Source organism: Micromonospora sp. NPDC003241, from assembly GCF_053589795.1.
Genome location: NZ_JBSFSO010000006.1, coordinates 112,351 through 131,219, shown reverse-complemented (window position 1 = coordinate 131,219; position 18,869 = coordinate 112,351). Strand labels below are relative to the sequence as shown.

18 protein-coding genes are annotated in these 18,869 nt (G+C 72.8%); 11 read left to right on the top strand and 7 right to left on the bottom strand.

The genetic code is table 11. The features are described from left to right. The first annotated feature begins 40 nt into the window (after nt 1-40). Nucleotides 41-1,618, top strand: a complete 1,578-nt coding sequence (locus ACWDVW_RS07345; RefSeq protein ID WP_449945754.1) for an MDR family MFS transporter — start codon at nt 41-43, stop codon at nt 1,616-1,618. Nucleotides 1,619-1,731: 113 nt separating this feature from the next. Here the strand turns inward: ACWDVW_RS07345 and ACWDVW_RS07340 are convergent, their stop codons facing one another. After that, complete coding sequence (locus ACWDVW_RS07340; protein ID WP_449945752.1) at nt 1,732-3,375, bottom strand: tetratricopeptide repeat protein; 1,644 nt, start codon at nt 3,373-3,375, stop codon at nt 1,732-1,734. A 194-nt stretch (nt 3,376-3,569) separates the two neighbouring features. Here ACWDVW_RS07340 and ACWDVW_RS07335 point away from each other — a divergent pair, with 194 nt between their 5' ends. Together ACWDVW_RS07335 and ACWDVW_RS07330 are read left to right on the top strand one after the other, a co-directional pair. Further along, nucleotides 3,570-4,601 carry an SIS domain-containing protein gene (locus ACWDVW_RS07335; RefSeq protein ID WP_449945905.1) on the top strand — a complete coding sequence of 344 codons (1,032 nt, stop codon included), beginning with the start codon at nt 3,570-3,572 and terminating at the stop codon, nt 4,599-4,601. A 25-nt stretch (nt 4,602-4,626) separates the two neighbouring features. Then, nucleotides 4,627-6,198 carry a sensor histidine kinase gene (locus ACWDVW_RS07330; protein WP_449945750.1) on the top strand — a complete coding sequence of 524 codons (1,572 nt, stop codon included), beginning with the start codon at nt 4,627-4,629 and terminating at the stop codon, nt 6,196-6,198. 9 nt (nt 6,199-6,207) lie between these two features. On the opposite strand, the gene ACWDVW_RS07325 is transcribed toward ACWDVW_RS07330, so the two are convergent. Next, nucleotides 6,208-7,899: a glycosyltransferase family 39 protein gene (locus tag ACWDVW_RS07325; RefSeq protein WP_449945903.1), complete on the bottom strand. Its 1,692-nt coding sequence runs from the start codon at nt 7,897-7,899 to the stop codon at nt 6,208-6,210. A gap of 334 nt (nt 7,900-8,233) precedes the next feature. Here ACWDVW_RS07325 and ACWDVW_RS07320 point away from each other — a divergent pair, with 334 nt between their 5' ends. From ACWDVW_RS07320 to ACWDVW_RS07305, 4 genes are all read left to right on the top strand, one after another. Beyond that, complete coding sequence (locus ACWDVW_RS07320; RefSeq protein ID WP_449945748.1) at nt 8,234-9,946, top strand: nitrite/sulfite reductase; 1,713 nt, start codon at nt 8,234-8,236, stop codon at nt 9,944-9,946. Nucleotides 9,947-9,959: 13 nt separating this feature from the next. Further along, a complete protein-coding gene (locus tag ACWDVW_RS07315; RefSeq protein ID WP_162854390.1) occupies nt 9,960-10,121 on the top strand; it encodes a hypothetical protein in 162 nt (53 codons plus the stop codon). Next, a complete protein-coding gene (locus tag ACWDVW_RS07310; protein ID WP_396744412.1) occupies nt 10,118-10,891 on the top strand; it encodes a phosphoadenylyl-sulfate reductase in 774 nt (257 codons plus the stop codon). The genes ACWDVW_RS07315 and ACWDVW_RS07310 overlap by 4 nt, the downstream gene beginning before the upstream one ends. Before the next feature lie 65 nt (nt 10,892-10,956). Next, entirely contained in the window at nt 10,957-11,682 is a 726-nt protein-coding gene (locus tag ACWDVW_RS07305; protein WP_449945901.1) for a sirohydrochlorin chelatase, read from the top strand. A 140-nt stretch (nt 11,683-11,822) separates the two neighbouring features. Here the strand turns inward: ACWDVW_RS07305 and ACWDVW_RS07300 are convergent, their stop codons facing one another. Both ACWDVW_RS07300 and ACWDVW_RS07295 read right to left on the bottom strand, forming a co-directional pair. Further along, nucleotides 11,823-12,080, bottom strand: coding sequence for a WhiB family transcriptional regulator (locus ACWDVW_RS07300; RefSeq protein ID WP_007072794.1), 258 nt, complete (start codon nt 12,078-12,080; stop codon nt 11,823-11,825). Between the two features lie 445 nt (nt 12,081-12,525). Then, on the bottom strand, nt 12,526-13,470 hold the full coding sequence (locus ACWDVW_RS07295) for a diacylglycerol/lipid kinase family protein (RefSeq protein ID WP_449945745.1): 945 nt from the start codon (nt 13,468-13,470) through the stop codon (nt 12,526-12,528). A 42-nt stretch (nt 13,471-13,512) separates the two neighbouring features. Here ACWDVW_RS07295 and ACWDVW_RS07290 point away from each other — a divergent pair, with 42 nt between their 5' ends. Continuing rightward, nucleotides 13,513-13,902, top strand: a complete 390-nt coding sequence (locus ACWDVW_RS07290) for a hypothetical protein (RefSeq protein WP_350692555.1) — start codon at nt 13,513-13,515, stop codon at nt 13,900-13,902. 7 nt (nt 13,903-13,909) lie between these two features. On the opposite strand, the gene ACWDVW_RS07285 is transcribed toward ACWDVW_RS07290, so the two are convergent. After that, complete coding sequence (locus ACWDVW_RS07285) at nt 13,910-14,317, bottom strand: ATP-binding protein (RefSeq protein WP_131055293.1); 408 nt, start codon at nt 14,315-14,317, stop codon at nt 13,910-13,912. A 187-nt stretch (nt 14,318-14,504) separates the two neighbouring features. Further along, the gene (gene sodN / locus ACWDVW_RS07280) at nt 14,505-14,909 is read right to left on the bottom strand and encodes a superoxide dismutase, Ni (protein ID WP_131055291.1); all 405 of its coding nucleotides are present in this window, start codon (nt 14,907-14,909) and stop codon (nt 14,505-14,507) included. Between the two features lie 85 nt (nt 14,910-14,994). Here sodN and ACWDVW_RS07275 point away from each other — a divergent pair, with 85 nt between their 5' ends. From ACWDVW_RS07275 to ACWDVW_RS07265, 3 genes are all read left to right on the top strand, one after another. Next, nucleotides 14,995-15,327, top strand: coding sequence for a S24 family peptidase (locus ACWDVW_RS07275; RefSeq protein ID WP_449945742.1), 333 nt, complete (start codon nt 14,995-14,997; stop codon nt 15,325-15,327). 141 nt (nt 15,328-15,468) lie between these two features. After that, nucleotides 15,469-16,647, top strand: a complete 1,179-nt coding sequence (locus tag ACWDVW_RS07270; protein WP_449945740.1) for an NAD(P)-dependent malic enzyme — start codon at nt 15,469-15,471, stop codon at nt 16,645-16,647. Between the two features lie 76 nt (nt 16,648-16,723). Next, complete coding sequence (locus tag ACWDVW_RS07265; protein ID WP_449945739.1) at nt 16,724-17,686, top strand: zinc-binding dehydrogenase; 963 nt, start codon at nt 16,724-16,726, stop codon at nt 17,684-17,686. Nucleotides 17,687-17,795: 109 nt separating this feature from the next. Here ACWDVW_RS07265 and ACWDVW_RS07260 read toward each other — a convergent pair whose 3' ends face one another. Next, on the bottom strand, nt 17,796-18,782 hold the full coding sequence (locus ACWDVW_RS07260) for an alpha/beta hydrolase family protein (RefSeq protein ID WP_449945737.1): 987 nt from the start codon (nt 18,780-18,782) through the stop codon (nt 17,796-17,798). Nucleotides 18,783-18,869: the final 87 nt, after the last annotated feature.

Genomic DNA, 18,869 nt, shown 5'->3' with positions numbered 1-18,869 from the left:
GGCAAGTAAGTGCGTCACGTCTCGGGGGGAGAGCTTACCGATGGCCTCACAACAACAGGCCGCCGTGCGACCCAACATTCGACTCGTCCTGTTCGGGCTGATGATCGCCATGATGCTGGCGATGCTCGACAACATGATCGTCAGCACCGCACTGCCCCGCATCGTCGGCGAGTTCGGTGGGCTCAACCACTTCACCTGGGTGGTCACCGCGTACGTGCTGGGCACCACCGTCTCCACCCCGATCTGGGGCAAGCTCGGCGACCTGTACGGCCGCAAGAACGTCTTCCTCACCGCCGTGGTGCTCTTCCTGCTCGGCTCCGCGCTCTGCGGCATGGCCGGCTCGTCGATGCTCGGCGGACCCGACGACGGCATGGTCCAGCTCATCGCCTTCCGCGCGGTGCAGGGCCTCGGCGCCGGTGGCCTGATGGTCGGTGTGATGGCGATCATCGGCGACCTGGTCCCGCCCCGCGAGCGCGGCCGGTACCAGGGCATGATCGCCGGCATCATGGCCATCGCCATGGTCGCCGGACCGCTGGTCGGCGGTTTCATCACCGACCACCTCTCCTGGCGCTGGGCGTTCTATGTGAACCTGCCGCTCGGCGGGGTGGCGCTGGTGCTGCTGATCGCCACCCTGCGCCTGCCCCGGTACCGCACCGAGCACCGGATCGACTGGCTCGGCGCCGCGCTGCTGTCGGTCGGCATCACCGCGATCGTGTTGATCACCACGTGGGGCGGCAACGAGTACGCGTGGCGCTCCCCGCAGATCCTCGGCCTCGCCGCCCTGGCGCTCGCTGCGCTGGTGGCCTTCGGGTTCGTCGAGCGGCGGGCCCCCGAGCCGATCCTGCCGCTGGGCCTGTTCGCCAACCGGAACTTCGCCCTGATCTCCACGATCGGCTTCCTGCTCGGCTTCGCGATGTTCGGTGCGATGAACTTCCTGCCGCTCTATCAGCAGACCGTGCAGGGCGCCTCGGCCACCAACTCGGGTCTGCTCCTGCTGCCGCTGATGTTCGGCATGCTGGTGGTCTCGCTGGTCGTCGGCCGGGCCATCACCCGGACCGGTCGCTACCGGATCTATCCGATCGTCGGCGGCGCGGTGATGGCCGTCGGGCTCGCCCTGCTGAGCCTGCTGGACGTGCACACCAGCAAGCTCCAGTCGTCGCTCTACATGATCGTGCTCGGCGTCGGCATGGGCTTCCTCATGCAGACGTCGATGCTGATCGCGCAGAACAGCGTGGAGCAGAAGGACCTCGGCGCGGCCAGCGGCGCGGCCACCTTCTTCCGTTCCATCGGCGGCTCGTTCGGCATCTCGCTGTTCGGCGCGATCTTCGCCAACCGGCTCGCCGGCACCGCCGCCGGTGGTGCCTTCGGCGGCGGTGGCGAGGCCGGGGCGGCGATGAACATCGACCAGCTCCGGGACCTGCCGGCACAGGCCCGCGAGGCGGTGCTTGGTGGGCTGGCCGACGCGATCTCGCACGTCTTCCTGTGGGCGGTGCTCTTCGCCGTACTGGTGCCGGTGCTGGCCTGGTTCATCCGGGAGATCCCGCTGCGCACCAGCAACGAACCGACCGGCACTCCCGAGGAGCAGGCCGAGACCGCCCTGGCCCGCAACCCGGCGTAAGGATCGGAGGTAAGGAGGGGTCCCCTGCTAACGCCTCGTGCATAGCAGGGGACCCCTCCTTACAGCCGTGAGCGCGAGATGCGCTGAACAGCCGTGAGCGCGAGGTGCGTGGATCAGGGTGGGCCGGCCAGGCGGGGACGGAACGGGCGCAGCAGCCGGCTCAGCAGGACGCGGAGCGGAGAGCGGTGCCCGCCGCCGGGTGCGCCGGCCAGGGACCGCGCCAGGGTGACGCTGTCGGGGTCGAGATCCGGGGTGGCCAACGCCAGGTGGGCCAGGGAGGCGGCCGTCGGCACCGGGCCCTCCCGGGTCGCCTCGGCCACCGTGGCCAGTCGGGCGGCGACCAGCCCGGCCACGTCGGGCCGGACCGACGGGTCCACCCAGGCGGCGGTGACCAGCGCGAACAGGGCCGCCTCGGCGACCTCCTCGGTGTCGGCCAACTCGGTGAGCACCCGCCGACGCGTCGAGGCGGCCCACGGCTCGTCGGTGCGGTGGTGCAGCAGGCCGAGGCAGGCCCACACCTGCACACAGCGCACCCAGAGCGCGGGGTCCTGCCCGGCGAGCACCCGGCCCAACGCCGTCGGCGGGGCCTCCGGCGGGTGGGCCAGCAGGCCGAGCAGATCCGGCAGGTCGAGCGTGGCCAGCCCGACCGCCGTGTCGTACGCGGCCGGTGGGTGCGGCCAGGCGGGGTGGGCGAGGTGTTGCAGTCGTCGGGCCGCGTCCGCCGACGGCGGGGACGGTGTCTCGTCCGCCTCCTCCGCACCGGGACGGGAGCCGACCGGTGTCACCTGTCCCAACCAGGGTCGGCCCCGGCAGCACTCGGCGAGGTCACCGTGCTCGTGCGAGTCGTCCGGGTGGTCGCGGACGAAGTCGGCCAGCGCGACCAGGTGGCGTACGTCGCCGTCGCGCTGGAAGCGCAGCCGGTGGGCGGTGTGCACCGCGCAGTCGAAGGACGGGTTGCGGACCAACGCGCGCTCGATCCAGACCAGCGCCTCGTCCAGCCGGCCGTGGTCGGCCAGCGTGCCGGCGATGTCGGCGTACACGGCGAGGTCGTCGGGATCGTGGTCGACGGCGCGGCGCAGCGCGGCGAGCGCCTCCCGGGTCCGGCCCGCGCTGCGCAACGCGTACCCGAGCCAGACCTCACCGATCTTGGACGGCGCCGCGCGTACGCCCCGGGCGGCCCAGCGGACCGCGAGCGGCACCTCGCCGACCCGTCGGGCCAGCGCGGAGGCCGTGCCGAGCAGCAGCCCGTGTTCGGGGTGGACGGTGACCGCGTTGCGGGCCAGCGTCAGATAGGCCGCCAGCGCGGCCCGATCGGATGCCGGCACCGGATCGGGTGCGGCGGCGCAGACCTGCATCAGGACCCGGGCCGCCTGGTCCGGGCCGAGGCGTTCGGCCAGTTCGGGTGAGGTGACCCAGGGGACGCCGGCCCAGTCCGCGCCGGGTGCGTGCGCGGTGGCGGCGACCAGCAGGTCGAGCCCTTCGGCGGGACGCCCGGCGGCGGCGAGCAGGTGTGCCCGGGCGACGACCGCGCCGATGAAGGTGTGGTGTTGCAGGGGGAAGAGGTCCACCGCGTCGTCGCCGCCGACGGCGGCCAGCCGGGCCAGGGTCTCGTGCACCTCGGGCAGCGTCGGCGCCCGGGCCAGCGCGGCCGCGACATGGTCAGCGGCGTGTGCCAGGTCGCCGGAGTCCAGGGCCCGCCGGGCCAGGGCCAGTTCCTCCGTCGCCGGCAACGCCCGATCGTCGGTTCCCTCGGCCACGTGGTCCTCTCGGTGGTAGGTACGGGTTGCGCGGTGAGGTCGGGTCAGCGTAGGTGACGCCACCCAGTTTTGGTGATCCACTGCGCAGTACTGCGCGTTCGGTTGCTGATACGTGAAGAAACCTGCAAGACTGAGCATCAAACGCGCGGCGACCGCGCAGGGGAGGAGTTCGTGTGACGCGCCCAGGAAGCGGCATGGCCGCCGACATCGACGAGCAGCCGGCCGGTTACGAGCGACTGCTCTCCGCCGACTACTCCGCACCGATCGCCCGGGTCGCCGCCGCCATCGCCGAGCGCCGCCCACGGCACGTGGTGTTCACCGCGCGCGGCACCTCCGACCACGCCGCGCTCTACGGGGCGTACCTCGCCGAGATCCGTCTCGGCCTGCCGGCCGGGCTCGCCTCGCCCAGCGCCGTCACCCTCTTCGGCGCCCGGCCGGACCTCTCCGACGCCCTGGTGGTCGGCGTCAGCCAGAGCGGCGGCTCGCCCGACCTGGCCGAGGTGCTCCGGAGCGCCCGGGACTCCGGCGCCCTGACCCTCGCGGTCACCAACGCGCCGGACTCCCCGCTGGCCCGGACCGCCGAACTCTCCGTCGACATCGCCGCCGGGCACGAGCGGGCGGTGGCGGCCACCAAGACGTACACCGCGGAGCTGCTCGCCCTGCTCCTGCTGGTCGAGGGGATCCGGGCCGGCGACGGCACACTGCCGGACGACGAGCGCCGGGCCCTGGCCGCGCTGCCGGAACTGGCCGCCCGCACCCTCGCCGACCCGACCGCGACCCAGCTCGCGCCCCGCTACCGCTTCGCCGGTCAACTGGTCACCACCGGCCGGGGGTACGCGTACCCGACCGCCCGGGAGGCCGCGCTCAAGCTGATGGAGACGTCGTACCTACCGGCGTTGTCCTTCTCCGGCGCCGACCTACTGCACGGCCCACTCGCCATGACCGACCCGGACGTGCCGGTGCTGGCCGTGGTCGGCTCCGGGCCGGGCGGTCAGGCGATGCGCGAGGTGCTGCCCCGGCTCGGCGAGCGCCGCGCCGACGTGGTCGTGGTCGGCTCCGCCGAGGTCGAGGGGGCCACCCGGCTCGGCGTGCCCGAGGTCGACGAGCGCTACGCCCCGCTGCTGGACATCCTGCCGCTGCAACGGTTGGCGCTGGCGCTCGCGCTGACCCGGGGCGAGGACCCGGACGCGCCACGGGGCCTGAAGAAGGTCACCGCGACGATGTGACCCTCGGCGTGGCACGCTGGTCGGCGTGTCAACGCTGCGTGATCTCGCCGAGGAGCACACCCGTCTGCGTCCGGCCGACATCGACCACCTGCACCGCATCGCCGGTGACTGGCAGTTGCTGTCCGACCTGTCCTTCGCCGACCTGCTGCTCTGGGTGCCGGTGGACGGCGAGGGGAGCTTCCTCTGCGTGGCCCAGGTCCGCCCGACCACCGCGCCCACCGCGTACCAGGACGACCAGGTGGGACGCATCGTCGGCGGACCGGAGGTGGCGCACCTGGAGGTCGCCTACGGGCAGGGCCGGATCTGGCGGGAGGGCGACCCGGTCTGGTACGGCGACGTACCCGCCCGACACGAGGCGATCCCGGTCCGGCTGCGGGCCGCCGACGGGGAGTCCGACGAGGTGATCGCCGTGGTGGGCCGGGACACCAACCTGTCCACCGCCCGTACCCCCAGCCAGCTCGAACTGAACTACCTGACCACCGCCGACGACCTGGCGCAGATGATCGCCGACGGCACGTTCCCGCCGCCTCGGCATCCCGGCGAGACCACCTCGGCGCCCCGGGTCGGCGACGGCCTGGTCCGGGTGGACGCCGGTGGCAAGGTCACCTACGCCAGTCCGAACGCGCAGTCGGCGTACCGCCGGCTGGGCTACGCCTCCCACCTGGTGGGCGAGGATCTCGCGGCGCTGCACCGCCGGCTGGCCAACGACCCGCTGGAGGGGACCGAGGCCGGCAACGGCATCCTCGCCGCGCTGCGCGGCGAGGCGCCGCCCCGGCGCGAGATCGACGCACGCGGCGCGACCATGCTCACCCGGGCCCTGCCGCTGATGCCCGCCGGTGTGCCGATCGGCGCGCTGGTCCTGGTCCGGGACATCACCGAGGTACGCCGCCGGGACCGCGCCCTGATCACCAAGGACGCCACCATCCGCGAGATCCACCACCGGGTGAAGAACAACCTGCAGACCGTCGCGGCGCTGCTGCGCCTCCAGGCCCGCCGGGTCGGCATACCGGAGGCGCGGGTCGCCCTGGAGGAGTCGGTACGCCGGGTCGCCTCGATCGCGTTGGTGCACGAGACACTCTCCATGTCCAGTGACGAGGCGGTCGAGTTCGACGGGATCGTCGACCGGGTGGCCAGTGCGGCGACCGAGGTGGCGGCGACCGAGGTGAGCGTCGGGATGCGGCGTACCGGCAGCTTCGGAGTCCTGCCGGCCGAGATCGCCACCTCGATGGTGATGGTGCTCAACGAACTGCTGCTCAACGCCGTCGAGCACGGCTTCCCCTCGGCCGGTGAGGCCGAGGACGAGGACGGAGTCGAGCCGGAGCCGCCGGGCCAGCCCGGCGTCGACGCGCCCGAGGTGGTGGTGTCGGCGCACCGGGCCCGCAAGATGCTGCACGTCACGGTCGCCGACAACGGTCGGGGGCTGCCGGACGATTTCGACGCCTCCGGCGGGAGCAAGCTCGGCCTGCAGATCGTGCGGGCGCTGGTCACCGGGGAACTACGGGGCAGCATCGAACTGCGGCCCGGTGCCGAGGGCGGCACCGAGGCGGTCCTGATCGTCCCGCTGGCCCGCAGCGCCCCCGAACGCCCCGGCACCTGACGGTGGGCGTCAGCGGCCGTCGGCGGTGAGCAGCGCGACGGTGAGGCCGGGGCGGGGCCAGACCTGGGTGACGGTGTAGCCGGTCCGCAGCGCGTCGCCCTTGGCACCGGGAACGGCGGCCAGCGGGTCGGCGGGTCGGCCCGCGACCACCAGCCAGACCCGGTCCACCCCGGCCAGGCACTCCGTCGGCCGGTCGCACTCGGCGGCCCACAGGTCGCCCCGGCGCTGCGGGTCCACCACCGCCAGCACGTCCCGGGGCGTCCGCTCGCCGAGGTGGTAGCGCAGCCCCAGGTCGAGGAAGAGCCAGCTCTCCCGGGGCGAGTAGACGACCGCGTCGTCGGGGCGCAGGTCGTCGGCCACGATCCGGGCCGCGCCCGCGTAGTCGACCGTGGCGCTGCGCGGCCACTCGTGGGTACGCCGCAGGGCGGCCTGGTCCGGCAGGCCGAGCAACCCGGCCAGAGCCACCACGGCGAGCGCACCGGGTGCCCGGACGGTACGCAGTGCCGCACCGGCCAGCAGGCAGCCGAACGGCACCACGAAGACCAGGTAGCGGGGTACCCAGAGCGGGACCACGGATCCGGCGACGAAGAGCAGCAGCACGGGAAGCAGCACGCAACTGGCCGGCAGCAGCGCCCGCCGACCGGCCCGGACCGTACCGAGGGCGGCGAGCCCGACCAGGAGGCCGCCGACCACCCCGCTCTGCACCACCCCACCGGGCAGCGCCGCCAGGTCCCCGGGCCGGGCGGCGTCCACCCAGTCCAGTTGTCGGGCCCGCTGTCCCCGGGCCCGCAGCGCCAACGGGGCGACCGCCGTGAACACCGGCACCAACGCGAACGCCCACCCCCACACCACCCGCCGCCGGAACCGCCGCCGCCCCTCGCCGGCCCCGGTGCCGCCTCCGGTCGCGGGGCTGAGGTCCGGGGCCGGTGCCCGGCCCGCTGACGCCGGGTCGGCCGTGCCCGGTGCTGCGGTGCCCGGTGCTGCGGTGCCCGGTGCTGCGGTGCCCGGGGTGGGTGGCCGGTCCGGGGGCTCCGGGGCGGCGGGCGGTGCGGTGGCGCCCGGTGACGCGGTGCGGGGTGCGGCGGTGAGCACCGCGACGGCGTGCGCGGCGAGCAGGGTGAGCGCGACCAGGTGGGTGAGCCCGAGGGCGGCGGTCGCCACGGCGTACCCGGCCCAGCGGCGGGGACCGGGACGGTGCAGCGCGTCGACGAGCAGCAGGGTGCTCAGCACGGCGAGGGCGGTGGCCAGCGCGTACGGGCGGGCCTCCTGGCCGTAGCGGGAGGTGCTGGGCAGGACCGCGAACAGCAGCCCCGCGAGGGTGCCGACGCGGGCGTCCCAGAGCCGCCGACCGAGCGCGGCGGTCAGGCCGGCGGCGACGGCCATGGCCAGTGCGGACGGCAGGCGCAGCGCGGCCACCGAGTCCCCGGCCACCGCGGTCCAGGCGTGTACGAGTAGGTAGTAGGGCGCGGCGGCGGCGTCGATGGTGCCGCTCAGCCGGAGCAGGTCGGTGGCCGGCCGGGTGGCGGCGCTCCAGGTGGCCAACTCGTCCCGCCACGGCTGGGCGGAGTCCAGCCCGGCCAGCGTCACCAGCAGCGTCAGACCCGCCGGGAGCAGCCACACCGGCAGCGCGCGCAGGCGTAGGCCGCTGAGCCGGACGCCGGTTCCGGCGGCCGGTACCGACCTATCGGACAAATCACCCACATTGCGAGCCTGCCACATGATCGCGCTCCGAGTGGCGGCAGCGACCGCCCGTGATGTGGGATGCGGCACGCAGTCATTGGCCAGCCCATACCCGGTGTGGCAACATGACGTTCATGACTGCCGCCGTCGTGCGCCGCTTCGTGGCTCGCCGCCACGTCGATTACGGCCGCGTACGCAGCGCCATCTGTCCGGCCCACTGACGACGCCCGACCACCCTGCCTCGGGCACCTGGCGCGCCGGCCGTTCCTGACATCGCCGTCCACGGCCCCCTTTCCGGGAGCCGAGCGCGTCCGCGTACTCCCCCGAGGCACAGCAGACAACGGAGGACGCCGCGATGGCGGTCAGCGAGATTCCGGCCCGACCCGGGGACCCCACGGCGCGCCCCGCGCGGGCTCCCCGCCGCCCCCGCGGCGAGGGCCAGTGGGCGCTCGGATACCGCGAGCCGCTCAACCCCAACGAGCGCAGCAAGAAGGACGACAACCCGCTCAACGTGCGGGACCGGATCGAGAACATCTACGCACACGGGGGCTTCGCCTCGATCGACCCGGCGGACCTGCGTGGTCGGTTCCGCTGGTGGGGCCTCTACACCCAGCGCAAGGCGGGCATCGACGGCGGACGTACCGCCGTGCTGGAGCCGCACGAGCTGGAGGACGAGTACTTCATGCTCCGGGTGCGGGTGGACGGCGGCCAGCTCGACCTGGCCCAGCTGCGCACCATCGCGGAGATCTCCCGGGAGTTCGCCCGCGACACCGCCGACATCACCGACCGGCAGAACATCCAGTACCACTGGATCCGGGTCGAGGACATGCCCGAGATCTGGCGGCGGCTGGAGGCCGTCGGCCTGCAGACCACCGAGGCGTGCGGCGACTGCCCCCGCATCGTGCTGGGCAGCCCGGTCGCGGGCGTCGCCGCGAACGAGCGGATCGACGCCACCCCGGCGATCGACGAGATCGTCCGGCGGTACGTCGGCGACCCGGCGTACTCCAACCTGCCCCGTAAGTTCAAGTCGTCGATCTCCTGGCTGGTGGACACCCCGTACCAGGCCAACGACATCGCGTTCCTCGGCGTCGACCACCCCGAGCACGGCCCCGGCTTCGACCTCTGGGTCGGCGGCGGGCTCTCCACCAACCCGATGCTCGCCCAGCGGCTCGGCGTCTGGGTGCCGCTCAACGAGGTGCCGGACGTCTGGGTCGGTGTGGTCGGCATCTTCCGCGACTACGGGTACCGCCGGCTGCGCCACCGCGCCCGGTTGAAGTTCCTGGTGGCCGACTGGGGCGTCACCAAGTTCCGCGAGGTGCTGGAGAAGGAGTACCTCGGCCGGACGCTGCTCGACGGCCCGGCCCCGGAGCTGCCGGAACGGCCGGTCGACCACATCGGCGTGCACGCCCAGCGGGACGGTCGCAACTACGTCGGTGCCACCCCGGTGGTCGGGCGGGTCTCCGGCACCCAGCTCGCCCAGCTCGCCGACGTCGTCGAGGCGCACGGCAGCGGCCGGATCAGCCTCACCCCGTACCAGAAACTGCTGGTCCTCGACGTCCCGCCGGAGCGGACCGACTCGCTGGTCACCGCGCTGCGTGGGATCGGTCTGGAAGCCCACCCGTCGAGCTGGCGGCGCGGCACCATGGCCTGCACCGGCATCGAGTACTGCAAGCTCGCCATCGTCGAGACCAAGGCGCGCGGCGAGGAACTGGTGGCCCGCCTGGAGCAGCGGCTGCGCGACTTCGACACGGACATCTCCATCCACATCAACGGCTGCCCGAACGCCTGCGCCCGCACCCAGGTCGCCGACATCGGGCTCAAGGGACAACTGGTGACCGGGCCGGACGGCCAGCAGGTCGAGGGCTACCAGGTACACCTCGGCGGCGGGCTGGGCATGGCCGAGGGCCAGACCGCCGGGTTCGGGCGCAAGCTGCGCGGTCTCAAGACCACCGCCGACGAGCTTCCCGAGTACGTCGAACGGCTCGCCCGGCGCTACCTGGACGGCCGGACCGAGAACGAGACGTTCGCCAACTGGGTCGTCAGGGCCGACGAGGAACTACTGCGATGAGCGAGGTGACGCGATGAGCAGCGAGACCCGTGCCGCGCCGTTGTACTGCCCGTACTGCGGTGAGGAGGACCTGCGGCCGAGCGAGACCGGGCACGGCGCCTGGGAGTGCCATGGCTGCGCCCGGGTGTTCACGGTCCGCTTCACCGGCCTGCTTCCCCAGGCGGTGCGGCGATGAGCGCGCTGATCTCCGCCGCCGGTCTGGGACTTGTCGACACCGCACCCGCCCCGGTCGCCGCACCGGCCGATCCGACCCGACGCAGCCCCGAGCAGTTGCGGGAACTGGCCGACCGGGCGGGCCGGGAGCTGGAGGGCGCGCCCGCCCTGGAGATCGCCCGGTGGGCCGCGGAGACCTTCGGCGACCGGTTCTGCGTGACCAGTTCGATGGCGGACGCGGTGCTCGCCCACCTCGTCTCCCGGGTGGCACCCGGGGTGGACGTGGTCTTCCTCGACACCGGCCTGCACTTCCCGGAGACCCTCGCCGTCCGCGACGAGGTCGCCCGCACCCTGCCGGTGAACGTCCGGTCGATCCGGCCCCGGCTCACCGTCGGTCAGCAGGACGGCGAGTACGGGCCACGACTGTTCAACCGGTCACCGGACGAGTGCTGCCGGTTGCGCAAGGTGGAGCCGCTGGAGCGGGCACTGGCCGGCTACGAGGCGTGGGCCGCCGGACTGCGCCGCGACGAGTCGCCGACCCGGGCCAACACGCCGGTGGTGGCGTTCGACCCGCGTCGGGGCCGGGTGAAGGTCAACCCGATCGCGGCCTGGAGTCAGGCGGACGTCGACGCGTACATCGCGCGCTGGAAGGTGCCGGTCAACGAGCTGTTCCGGCGCGGCTACGGCTCGATCGGCTGCTGGCCGTGCACCCGCCGGACCTCGACCGGAGAGGACCCGCGCGCCGGCCGCTGGGCCATGTTCGAGAAGACCGAGTGCGGACTGCACCTCTGACCGAGGCGGCGGACACCGACGACGGCCCGACCCGCCCCGGCCCATCAGGGTCGGGGCGGGACCCGTTGCTCCTGGTCGCCCACGGCAGTCGCGATCCCCGGGCCGCCGAGGCCACCCGGGCGCTGGCGCGGGCGGTGTCGGCCGCCCGGCCCGGCACGCCGGTGCTGGCGAGCTGGCTGGACCACACCGAGCCCGGTCCGACCGAGGCGCTGCGCGGGCTGGCCGCCGCCGGGCACACCCGGGCGGTCCTGGTGCCGCTGTTGCTGACCGCCGCGTACCACCGGCGGGTGGACATCCCGGCAGCGGTGGCGGCCGCCCAGGAATCCGGCCCGTCGATCGCGGTGACGGTCACCGACGTGCTCGGTCCGGTCGGCCACCACGTGGACCGCTCACTGCTCGCCGGGCTGGTCCGGCGACTGGACGAGGCGGAACCGGGAGAATTCGACGCAGTGGTGCTGGCGGCGGCGGGTACCCGGGACGCGTCCGCCCGTGCCTCGGTCGGCCGGGTGGCCAACGCGCTCGGTGTGACCCTCGGCACCCCGGCTCGGGTCTCGTACGCCTCGGCGGCACCACCGGCCGTCGGTGCGGCGGTGGCCCGGTTGCGTACGCGCGGCGCGCGGCGGGTCGCGGTGGCCGCGTACTTCCTGGCGCCCGGGTTGTTCCACGACGCGGTGGCGGCGGCGGCGCGGGAGGCCGGCGCGGTCGCGGTGGCGGCGCCGCTGACCGACGCGCCGGAGTTGGTGGGGCTGGTGCTGGACCGGGTGGCCGTCCGGGCGTCTTCGTCGCGCTGAGCGTCCTTGTGTAAGGAGGGGTCCCCTACTAACGCCTGGTGTATAGGAAGGGTCCCTTCCTTACATCTGGTGCGTGTGGGCAGCAGAACGCCCCGGCGGGCTGAGCCCGGCCGGGGCGTGTCGCTTCGGTGCGGTTGTGGTCAGGCGGAGTGAGCGCGCAGCACCCGGAGGCCACCGCGACGCTTGACAGCGCGGCGCTCCTCTTCGCTCATCCCGCCCCAGACGCCAGCGTCCTGACCGGACTCCAGCGCCCACTGCAGGCACTGGTCGGTCACGGAGCAGCGCCTGCAGACGGCCTTGGCCTGCTCGACCTGCAGGAGAGCCGGACCGGACGTCCCGATCGGGAAGAACAGTTCCGGGTCCTCGTCGCGGCAGACAGCATGGTGACGCCAGTCCATGGCGGCAACACTCCTCATTCTGGATGGGTGGCAGATGTTGCTTGTTCGTGCTTTTCCTATATGCATCCGCATTGCCGATGGTGACGTTTCGCGTTCGCCGATTCGGCAGTGCGTGAGCAGGCTGTTGGCCCGGGGGACCTGCTGGAACAGCTCAACCTGCCGAGCATATCCAGGCGATGTCCCGGTAACTCAAGTTCGCTTGTGAATACTTTCACGAACTCTGGCGATGTCAAGGGTGACGCTCGGAAAAACTCCGGGCGGTGAGCAAGCCCACAACCCATTTGTCCGGGTTCCAGAGGGTGCTGGCTTACCCGGCGTACCACAGTCCAGGATCAATATAGTACAGTCCCGCGCACATTGCCGACATTTCCGGCACGAATCCCGGGTGTCGCAGTCGTCGCGTGTCGGGGGCGCGCCGCCTTCTCCGCCCGGGGGTGCCGGAGGCCTAACAGATTACTCTGAGTGCGGCCGGAACGGAGGCGAATCCAACTTTTTCTCGCTCGCCAAGGTAGTCGCCGTCGAGCTGGAACGCCTGCGGACGGCTCGCGACCAGCGTGAACTCGGCAACATCGTGCCGACGAAGAACTTGGCGACCGTGCGGATCCGGCGTGGCGGACAGGAATTGCGTCACTGTCCGTGTCGTGCTGGCGACGCCTAGCTGGCGGAAGGCCATCACGTCGAGGCCCAGATCGAAGGATGCCTCCGGGTTCGGGTTGGCCTCCCGGTCGCCGACGAACGTCCACGGGGCGGTGTTCTGGACGATCACAGTCGCCATGTCGCCCTCCGTGGTCTCGCCCGGCTGCTCCAACCGGATCGCCGGGTTGCGCCGCTCGGCACCGAACAGGAACTGCGCGGTGAAGGCCCGGAAGTAGAGCCCCGGCGAGGAGACCCGGCCACGGCGACGGGCCTCCTCGACCCGGTGGATGACCGCCGCGTCGAGCCCGAAGCCGGCGCAGAAGGTGAAGTAGCGGTCGTCGGCCCGGCCGAGACCGACGGTCCGGTGCCGGCCCAGTCGCAGCCCCTCCAGAAGCATGCTGGCCGCCTCGGGCCACTCCTTCGGCAGGCCCAGCGCCCGCGCGAAGACGTTCGTCGAGCCGCCCGGGACGGTGGCCAGAGCGGGCAACCGATCGGCGTTCGGTGCGGCACCACCGGCGCTGGTCGCCGTCATCAGGCCGTTGACCACCTCGTTGACCGTGCCGTCACCACCGAGGGTGACCACCACGTCGACGCCCTCGACCGCGGCCTCCCGGGCCAACGCGGTGGCGTGACCGCGTCGCCGGGTGTAGCGCACGGAGAGATCCACCTCGCTGCGCAGCGCGCGGACGAGCACATCCCGCGCACGCTCGCTGGTGGTGGTGGCCTTCGGATTGACCAGCAGGACGGCCCGCATGGGCGGCACTGTACCCCGACCCGCCACGGGTATCGTGACCGCGTGGCAATCGACTCCGACCCGACTCCGGTGACCCTCCGGTGGGCGGTCTTCCTGCTGCGGGGTCAGGCGGTCGCCGTCGGGCTGATCGCGGCCTGGTTGGTCGTCGCCGACTTCACCGCCACCACCACCGATCTGGTGTCGGCGCTGCTGGTGACGGCGTTCGCCATCGGCGCGGCGATCGCGCTCTGGGCGCTGGGCAGTGCGCTGCTGCGCCGCCGGGCCGGTGCCCGGGCGCCGGCCATCGTGCTGCAACTCATGCTGTTGCCGATCGGCTGGTTCATGATCCAGGGCGGGCTGGGCTGGCTCGGCGTACCGCTGATCGCGCTCGGCCTCGGCGTCACCTGGCTGCTGGTGAGCCCGCCCACCACCCGGGCCCTGGGCTTCGAGTGAGCGTCGCTCACCAGCCGGAGGCGCGGCGGGTGAGCAGCGAGATGGTGGCCCGGCCGTCGGCGGCCCCCGCCGAGGCCGAGGTGGTCAGCGCGGTGAGCACCTTCCAGGCGAACGACGACTCCGCCGGGAGCCGCGCACCGGGCACGGTCGGCACCGTCACCTCGACGGTCAGCGCGTCCTCGGTGACCGCGAAGCGGCAGTCCAACTCCGCGCCCCGGGGCGCGATGGCGAGCAGCATGGCGCACGCCTCGTCGACGGCGATGCGCAGGTCCTCGATCTCGTCGAGGGCGAACTGGAGACGCGCCGCGAGACCGGCGGTGGCGGTGCGCAGCACGCTCAGGTAGCCGCCGTCGGCGGGCACGGTGAGGTGCACCACGTCGTCGTCGGTGGTCGGTTGTCCGGTCAGTTGAGTCACGACTCATCCCCCCGGTCGGGGACTCTACCCGCTCAGGCGGCGGGGCGGCGGAGGGCCGTCAGTGCGGCGGACGGCGAGCCGGGCGGCCAGGTGCGAACCGCGGGTGCCCGGCCGGAAACGCGTCGGCGACCGGCCCGCCCCGAAGGGGGCAGGGCCGGCCGCCGACGACAGGCGTGGACGGGTCACGTCACGCCTGCTTGGTCTCCCAGAAGATCTTCGAGATCTCGTCGATCTTCTGCAGCAGCTCGTCGGCCTTGGACGGGTCGGTGGCGCCCTTGGCGCCCGCCGCGCCGGCCAGCTTGGTGGCCTCGTTGAACAACTGGTGCAGGTGCGGGTACTTCTCGAAGTGCGGCGGCTTGAAGTAGTCGGTCCACAGCACCCACAGGTGGTGCTTGACCAGCTCGGCCCGCTGCTCCTTGATCAGGATGGCGCGGGTGCGGAACTCGGGGTCGGTGTTGGCCTGGTACTTCTCGCAGATCATTTTCACCGACTCGGCCTCGATCCGAGCCTGCGCGGGGTCGTAGACGCCGCAGGGCAGGTCGCAGTGCGCGCTCGCGGTCACCCGGGGCGCAAGGATGCGTGGAAGTCGCATCGGGATCCTCCATGGGAAGTTTGCGATGATCCATGACGACATTACTCCTGGACGTGGTCCCCGAGGTCGCAGGAGGTGAAACCACATGCCGGTGCCACACCTCCGGCGACCGCTCTCGGCCGTACTCGTGACCGGTCCGTCGATGGCGCCGACCCTGCGGCACGGCGACGCGGTGCTGGTCCGGCCGGGTGGCCGTGCCACCCGACCCGGGGACGTGGTGGTCGCGGTCTTCCGCAGCCGTCCCGATCTGCTCGTGGTCAAACGCGCCGTCCGACCCGCCGACGGCGGTTGGTGGCTGTACGGTGACAACGAGTTGGTCACCGACGACTCCCGGGCGTACGGGGTGGCCGACGTCCTCGGTCGGGTGGTGCTCCGCTACTGGCCCCGCCCCGGCCGATTGCCGCCGCGGCCGATATGACCCTGCTCACCTCTGGCTCCCCGTGGCGTGACTATGCTCGGAAAGTGCCTGGGTGACCCCCGCACTTCGTGCCGCCGCTCGCTTGCCTCACCGTGCGCCCCGACCGGCCGGCCCAGCTGCTGAACCGACACTGGAGTCACCATGCCTTCGTCCACCGTGGACCCCGCTGATCCCGTCTTCCAACTGCACCGGGGCGGCAAGATGGCCGTCCTCTCGACCGTCCCGCTGACCAGCCGCGAAGACCTCTCCCTCGCGTACACGCCGGGTGTGGCCCGGGTGTGCGAGGCGATCGCCGCCGACCCGTCGCTGACCCACGAGTACACCTGGGTGTCGAACACCGTCGCGGTCGTCACCGACGGTTCGGCCGTACTCGGACTGGGCAACATCGGCCCGCGCGCCGCGCTGCCGGTGATGGAGGGCAAGGCCGTGCTGTTCAAGCAGTTCGGCGGCGTCGACGCGGTGCCGGTCTGCCTGGACACGCAGGACGTCGACGAGATCGTGGCGACGGTCAAGGCGCTCGCGCCGTCGTTCGGTGGGATCAACCTGGAGGACATCAGCGCGCCGCGCTGCTTCGAGGTGGAACGCCGCCTCGACGAGGCGCTGGACATCCCGGTCTTCCACGACGACCAGCACGGCACCGCGATCGTGGTGCTGGCCGCGCTGCGCAACGCCGCGACCCTGCTCAACCGCAAGCTCGGCGACCTGCGGGTGGCGGTCAGCGGTGCGGGTGCGGCCGGCGTGGCGGTGACCAAGATGCTGGTGGCCGGGGGAGTGGACCCGCAGCGGGTGGTGGTCTGCGACTCCCGGGGCATCGTCTCCCGTCAGCGCGACGGCCTCACCGGCACCAAGGCCGAACTGGCCGAGCTGACCAACGCCGACGGCCGGCAGGGCGACATCACCGAGGCGTTGCGCGACGCCGACGTGCTGATCGGCGTCTCCGGCGGGCAGATCCCGGAGGCGGCGGTGGCCGGGATGGCGTCCGGCGGGATCGTGTTCGCGCTGGCCAACCCTACCCCTGAGGTGCACCCGGACGTCGCCGCACGGCACGTCGCGGTGGTCGCCACCGGCCGCAGCGACTACCCCAACCAGATCAACAACGTGCTGGCGTTCCCGGGTGTGTTCCGGGGCGCGCTCCAGGCCCGGGCCACCCGGGTCACCGAGTCGATGAAGGTGGCCGCTGCCGACGCCATCGCCGCCGTGGTGGCCGAGGCGCTCACGCCGGACGCGATCGTGCCCTCGCCGCTCGATCCCCGGGTCGCCCCGGCGGTGGCCGAAGCCGTCGCCGAAGCCGCCCGCCGCGACGGCGTCGCCCGCGCCTGACGTGAAAGGAAGGGTCCCCTCCTAACGCCTCGTGTCTAGGAAGGGACCCTTCTTAACGGCCGCTCAGCTTGTTACGGTGCGGATCATGCGTGCCGCCTTCGCCTCCCGTTTCGACGACGCCGATCCGCTCGCCGCGCTCACCATGGGTGAGCAGCCCGAGCCGAGCCTGCCCGACGACGACTGGGTGACCCTGCGCGTCACGGCCAGCTCGCTCAACCACCACGACATCTGGTCGCTGCGCGGGGTCGGGCTGCGCGCCGAGCAGTTGCCGATGATCCTGGGCTGCGACGCCGTCGGCGTCGACCCGGAGGGCAACGAGGTGGTCGTCTATCCGGTGGTACCCACTCCGGGTGACCCGCGCGGGATGTCCATCCTCTCCGAGCACTTCCCCGGCACCCTGGCCGAGCGGGTGGCCGTACCCCGGTGGAATCTGCTTCCGCTGCCGGCGGGCCTGTCGGCGACGAACGCGGCGTGCCTGCCGACCGCCTGGCTGACCGCGTGGCGGATGCTGACCACCAAGGGCCGCATCGACGAGGCCGATGCGGTGCTGGTCCAGGGCGCCGGCGGCGGCGTGGCCACCGCCGCCGTGGTGCTGGCCACCGCGATGGGCAAGCGGGTGTACGCGACCAGTCGCGACGCCGCGAAGCGGGAGCGGGTCGCCGGGCTGGGCGCGACCGCCCTGGAGACGGGTGCCCGGCTGCCCGAGCGGGTCGACGTGGTGATCGAGACGGTCGGCGCGGCCACCTTCGACCACTCCCTGAAGTCGGCCGCGCCGGGCGCGCGGATCGTGGTCTCCGGGGCGACCGCCGGGCACGAGCCGGCGGTCAACCTGCGCCGGGTCTTCGCGATGCAGTTGGAGATCCTGGGCACCTCGATGGGTACCCCGGCCGACCTGGCCGACCTGCTGGCGTTCTGCGCCGAGCGGAAGGTGCGCCCGGTGGTGGACAGCGTGGTGCCGTTCAGCCGGGTCGAGGAGGCGTTCGCCCGCCTGCACTCCGGCGACGCCTTCGGCAAGGTCGTCATCGACCACACGAGCTGACGCACGGCGGTTAGGGCGTGCGGCGTTGGGGCGTGCGGCGTTAGGAAGGGTCCCCTGCTATGCACGAGGCGTTAGCAGGGGACCCTTCCTTACCACCAACCCCCGGGAGCTACAGGTTGTTGTCGAGGGTGGCGATGTCGTCGCGGGCGGCGGCGGTGGGGATGCGGTCCTTGGCCTCGGCGTCGCCGTAGAGCGTCCAGCGCAGGAACTCGGCGGTGGTGTTCGCCACCACGCCCAGCGACGTGTCGTCTCTCAGCAGCTTCCGGCCGTGGTCGCCGTCGGGCAGGCTGAGCATCGCCTTCGGCCAGGGCACCAGGTCGTATACCGCCTTGCCGGCGGTGTACTGCACCACCTCGTCGGCCTCGCCGTGCACGAAGAGTTGCGGCGCGGCGGCACCGGCGAAGGCGGTGCCCACGCCGAGCGCGGTGCCGGCGAAGACGATCCCGGCGGCCAGCCGCTCGTCCCGGCCGGCGGTGAACAGCCCGATGGTGGTCACCCCGCCCGCCGAGTGCCCGGCGGCGGCCACCCGGTCGGTGGCCAGTCGACCCCGCAGCACGTCGCCGTCGCGGGCGTCGAGCGCGAGCACCTCGGTCAGCGCGTACGAGACGTCGGCGGGCTGGTTGAGCACGTCGAGCACGTTGTTGTCGCCACCGGCCTTCGAGGTGTTCGGGAACGTCGGCGCGGCCACCACGAAACCGGCGGCCGCCCACCGGGTGAGCAGCGCCTGGTAGTCGGCGGGTCGACCGCCGAGGCCGTGGCTGAACATGACCACCGGGAACCGTCCCTCGGCGGCGTCCGCCGACGACTGCGGCTTCCCGCCGGCCCGACCGGCCGCCGGGTACCAGACGGTCACCGGCAGCGGCCGGTTGCCGTCGCGGTTGAGCTTGAGCTGTCGTACGCCGACGGCGAAGGTCCGTTCCGGCGCGCTGCCGGCGGGGATGGCCGGTGCCGAGGTGATCCCGGCCGGTGCGGAGGCGGTCGCCGAGGGGGCGGGCGCCTCGGCCCGCTCGTCCGGGTCACGGTCGGTGGAGCAGCCGACCAGCATGCCGGTGGTCAGCGTGCTGGCGAGCAGGAGTGAGAGGGCGCGGCGCGACATGTCTCCGATTCTGCCTCGCCCGCCGAGCGGCCCGTCCGGCGCTCCACGTCCTGCGCCCACGCCCTCACCCGGCGTGCAGGTGGCGCC

What these genes read in the sequence shown, in the direction of transcription:
- ACWDVW_RS07345 (WP_449945754.1), top strand. Translation starts at nt 41, where the DNA reads ATGGCCTCACAACAACAGGCCGCCGTGCGACCCAACATTCGACTCGTC.
- ACWDVW_RS07335 (WP_449945905.1), top strand. Translation starts at nt 3,570, where the DNA reads ATGGCCGCCGACATCGACGAGCAGCCGGCCGGTTACGAGCGACTGCTC.
- ACWDVW_RS07320 (WP_449945748.1), top strand. Translation starts at nt 8,234, where the DNA reads ATGGCGGTCAGCGAGATTCCGGCCCGACCCGGGGACCCCACGGCGCGC.
- ACWDVW_RS07315 (WP_162854390.1), top strand. Translation starts at nt 9,960, where the DNA reads ATGAGCAGCGAGACCCGTGCCGCGCCGTTGTACTGCCCGTACTGCGGT.
- ACWDVW_RS07310 (WP_396744412.1), top strand. Translation starts at nt 10,118, where the DNA reads ATGAGCGCGCTGATCTCCGCCGCCGGTCTGGGACTTGTCGACACCGCA.
- ACWDVW_RS07300 (WP_007072794.1), bottom strand. Translation starts at nt 12,080, where the DNA reads ATGGACTGGCGTCACCATGCTGTCTGCCGCGACGAGGACCCGGAACTG.
- ACWDVW_RS07295 (WP_449945745.1), bottom strand. Translation starts at nt 13,470, where the DNA reads ATGCGGGCCGTCCTGCTGGTCAATCCGAAGGCCACCACCACCAGCGAG.
- sodN (WP_131055291.1), bottom strand. Translation starts at nt 14,909, where the DNA reads ATGCGACTTCCACGCATCCTTGCGCCCCGGGTGACCGCGAGCGCGCAC.
- ACWDVW_RS07275 (WP_449945742.1), top strand. Translation starts at nt 14,995, where the DNA reads ATGCCGGTGCCACACCTCCGGCGACCGCTCTCGGCCGTACTCGTGACC.
- ACWDVW_RS07270 (WP_449945740.1), top strand. Translation starts at nt 15,469, where the DNA reads ATGCCTTCGTCCACCGTGGACCCCGCTGATCCCGTCTTCCAACTGCAC.
- ACWDVW_RS07260 (WP_449945737.1), bottom strand. Translation starts at nt 18,782, where the DNA reads ATGTCGCGCCGCGCCCTCTCACTCCTGCTCGCCAGCACGCTGACCACC.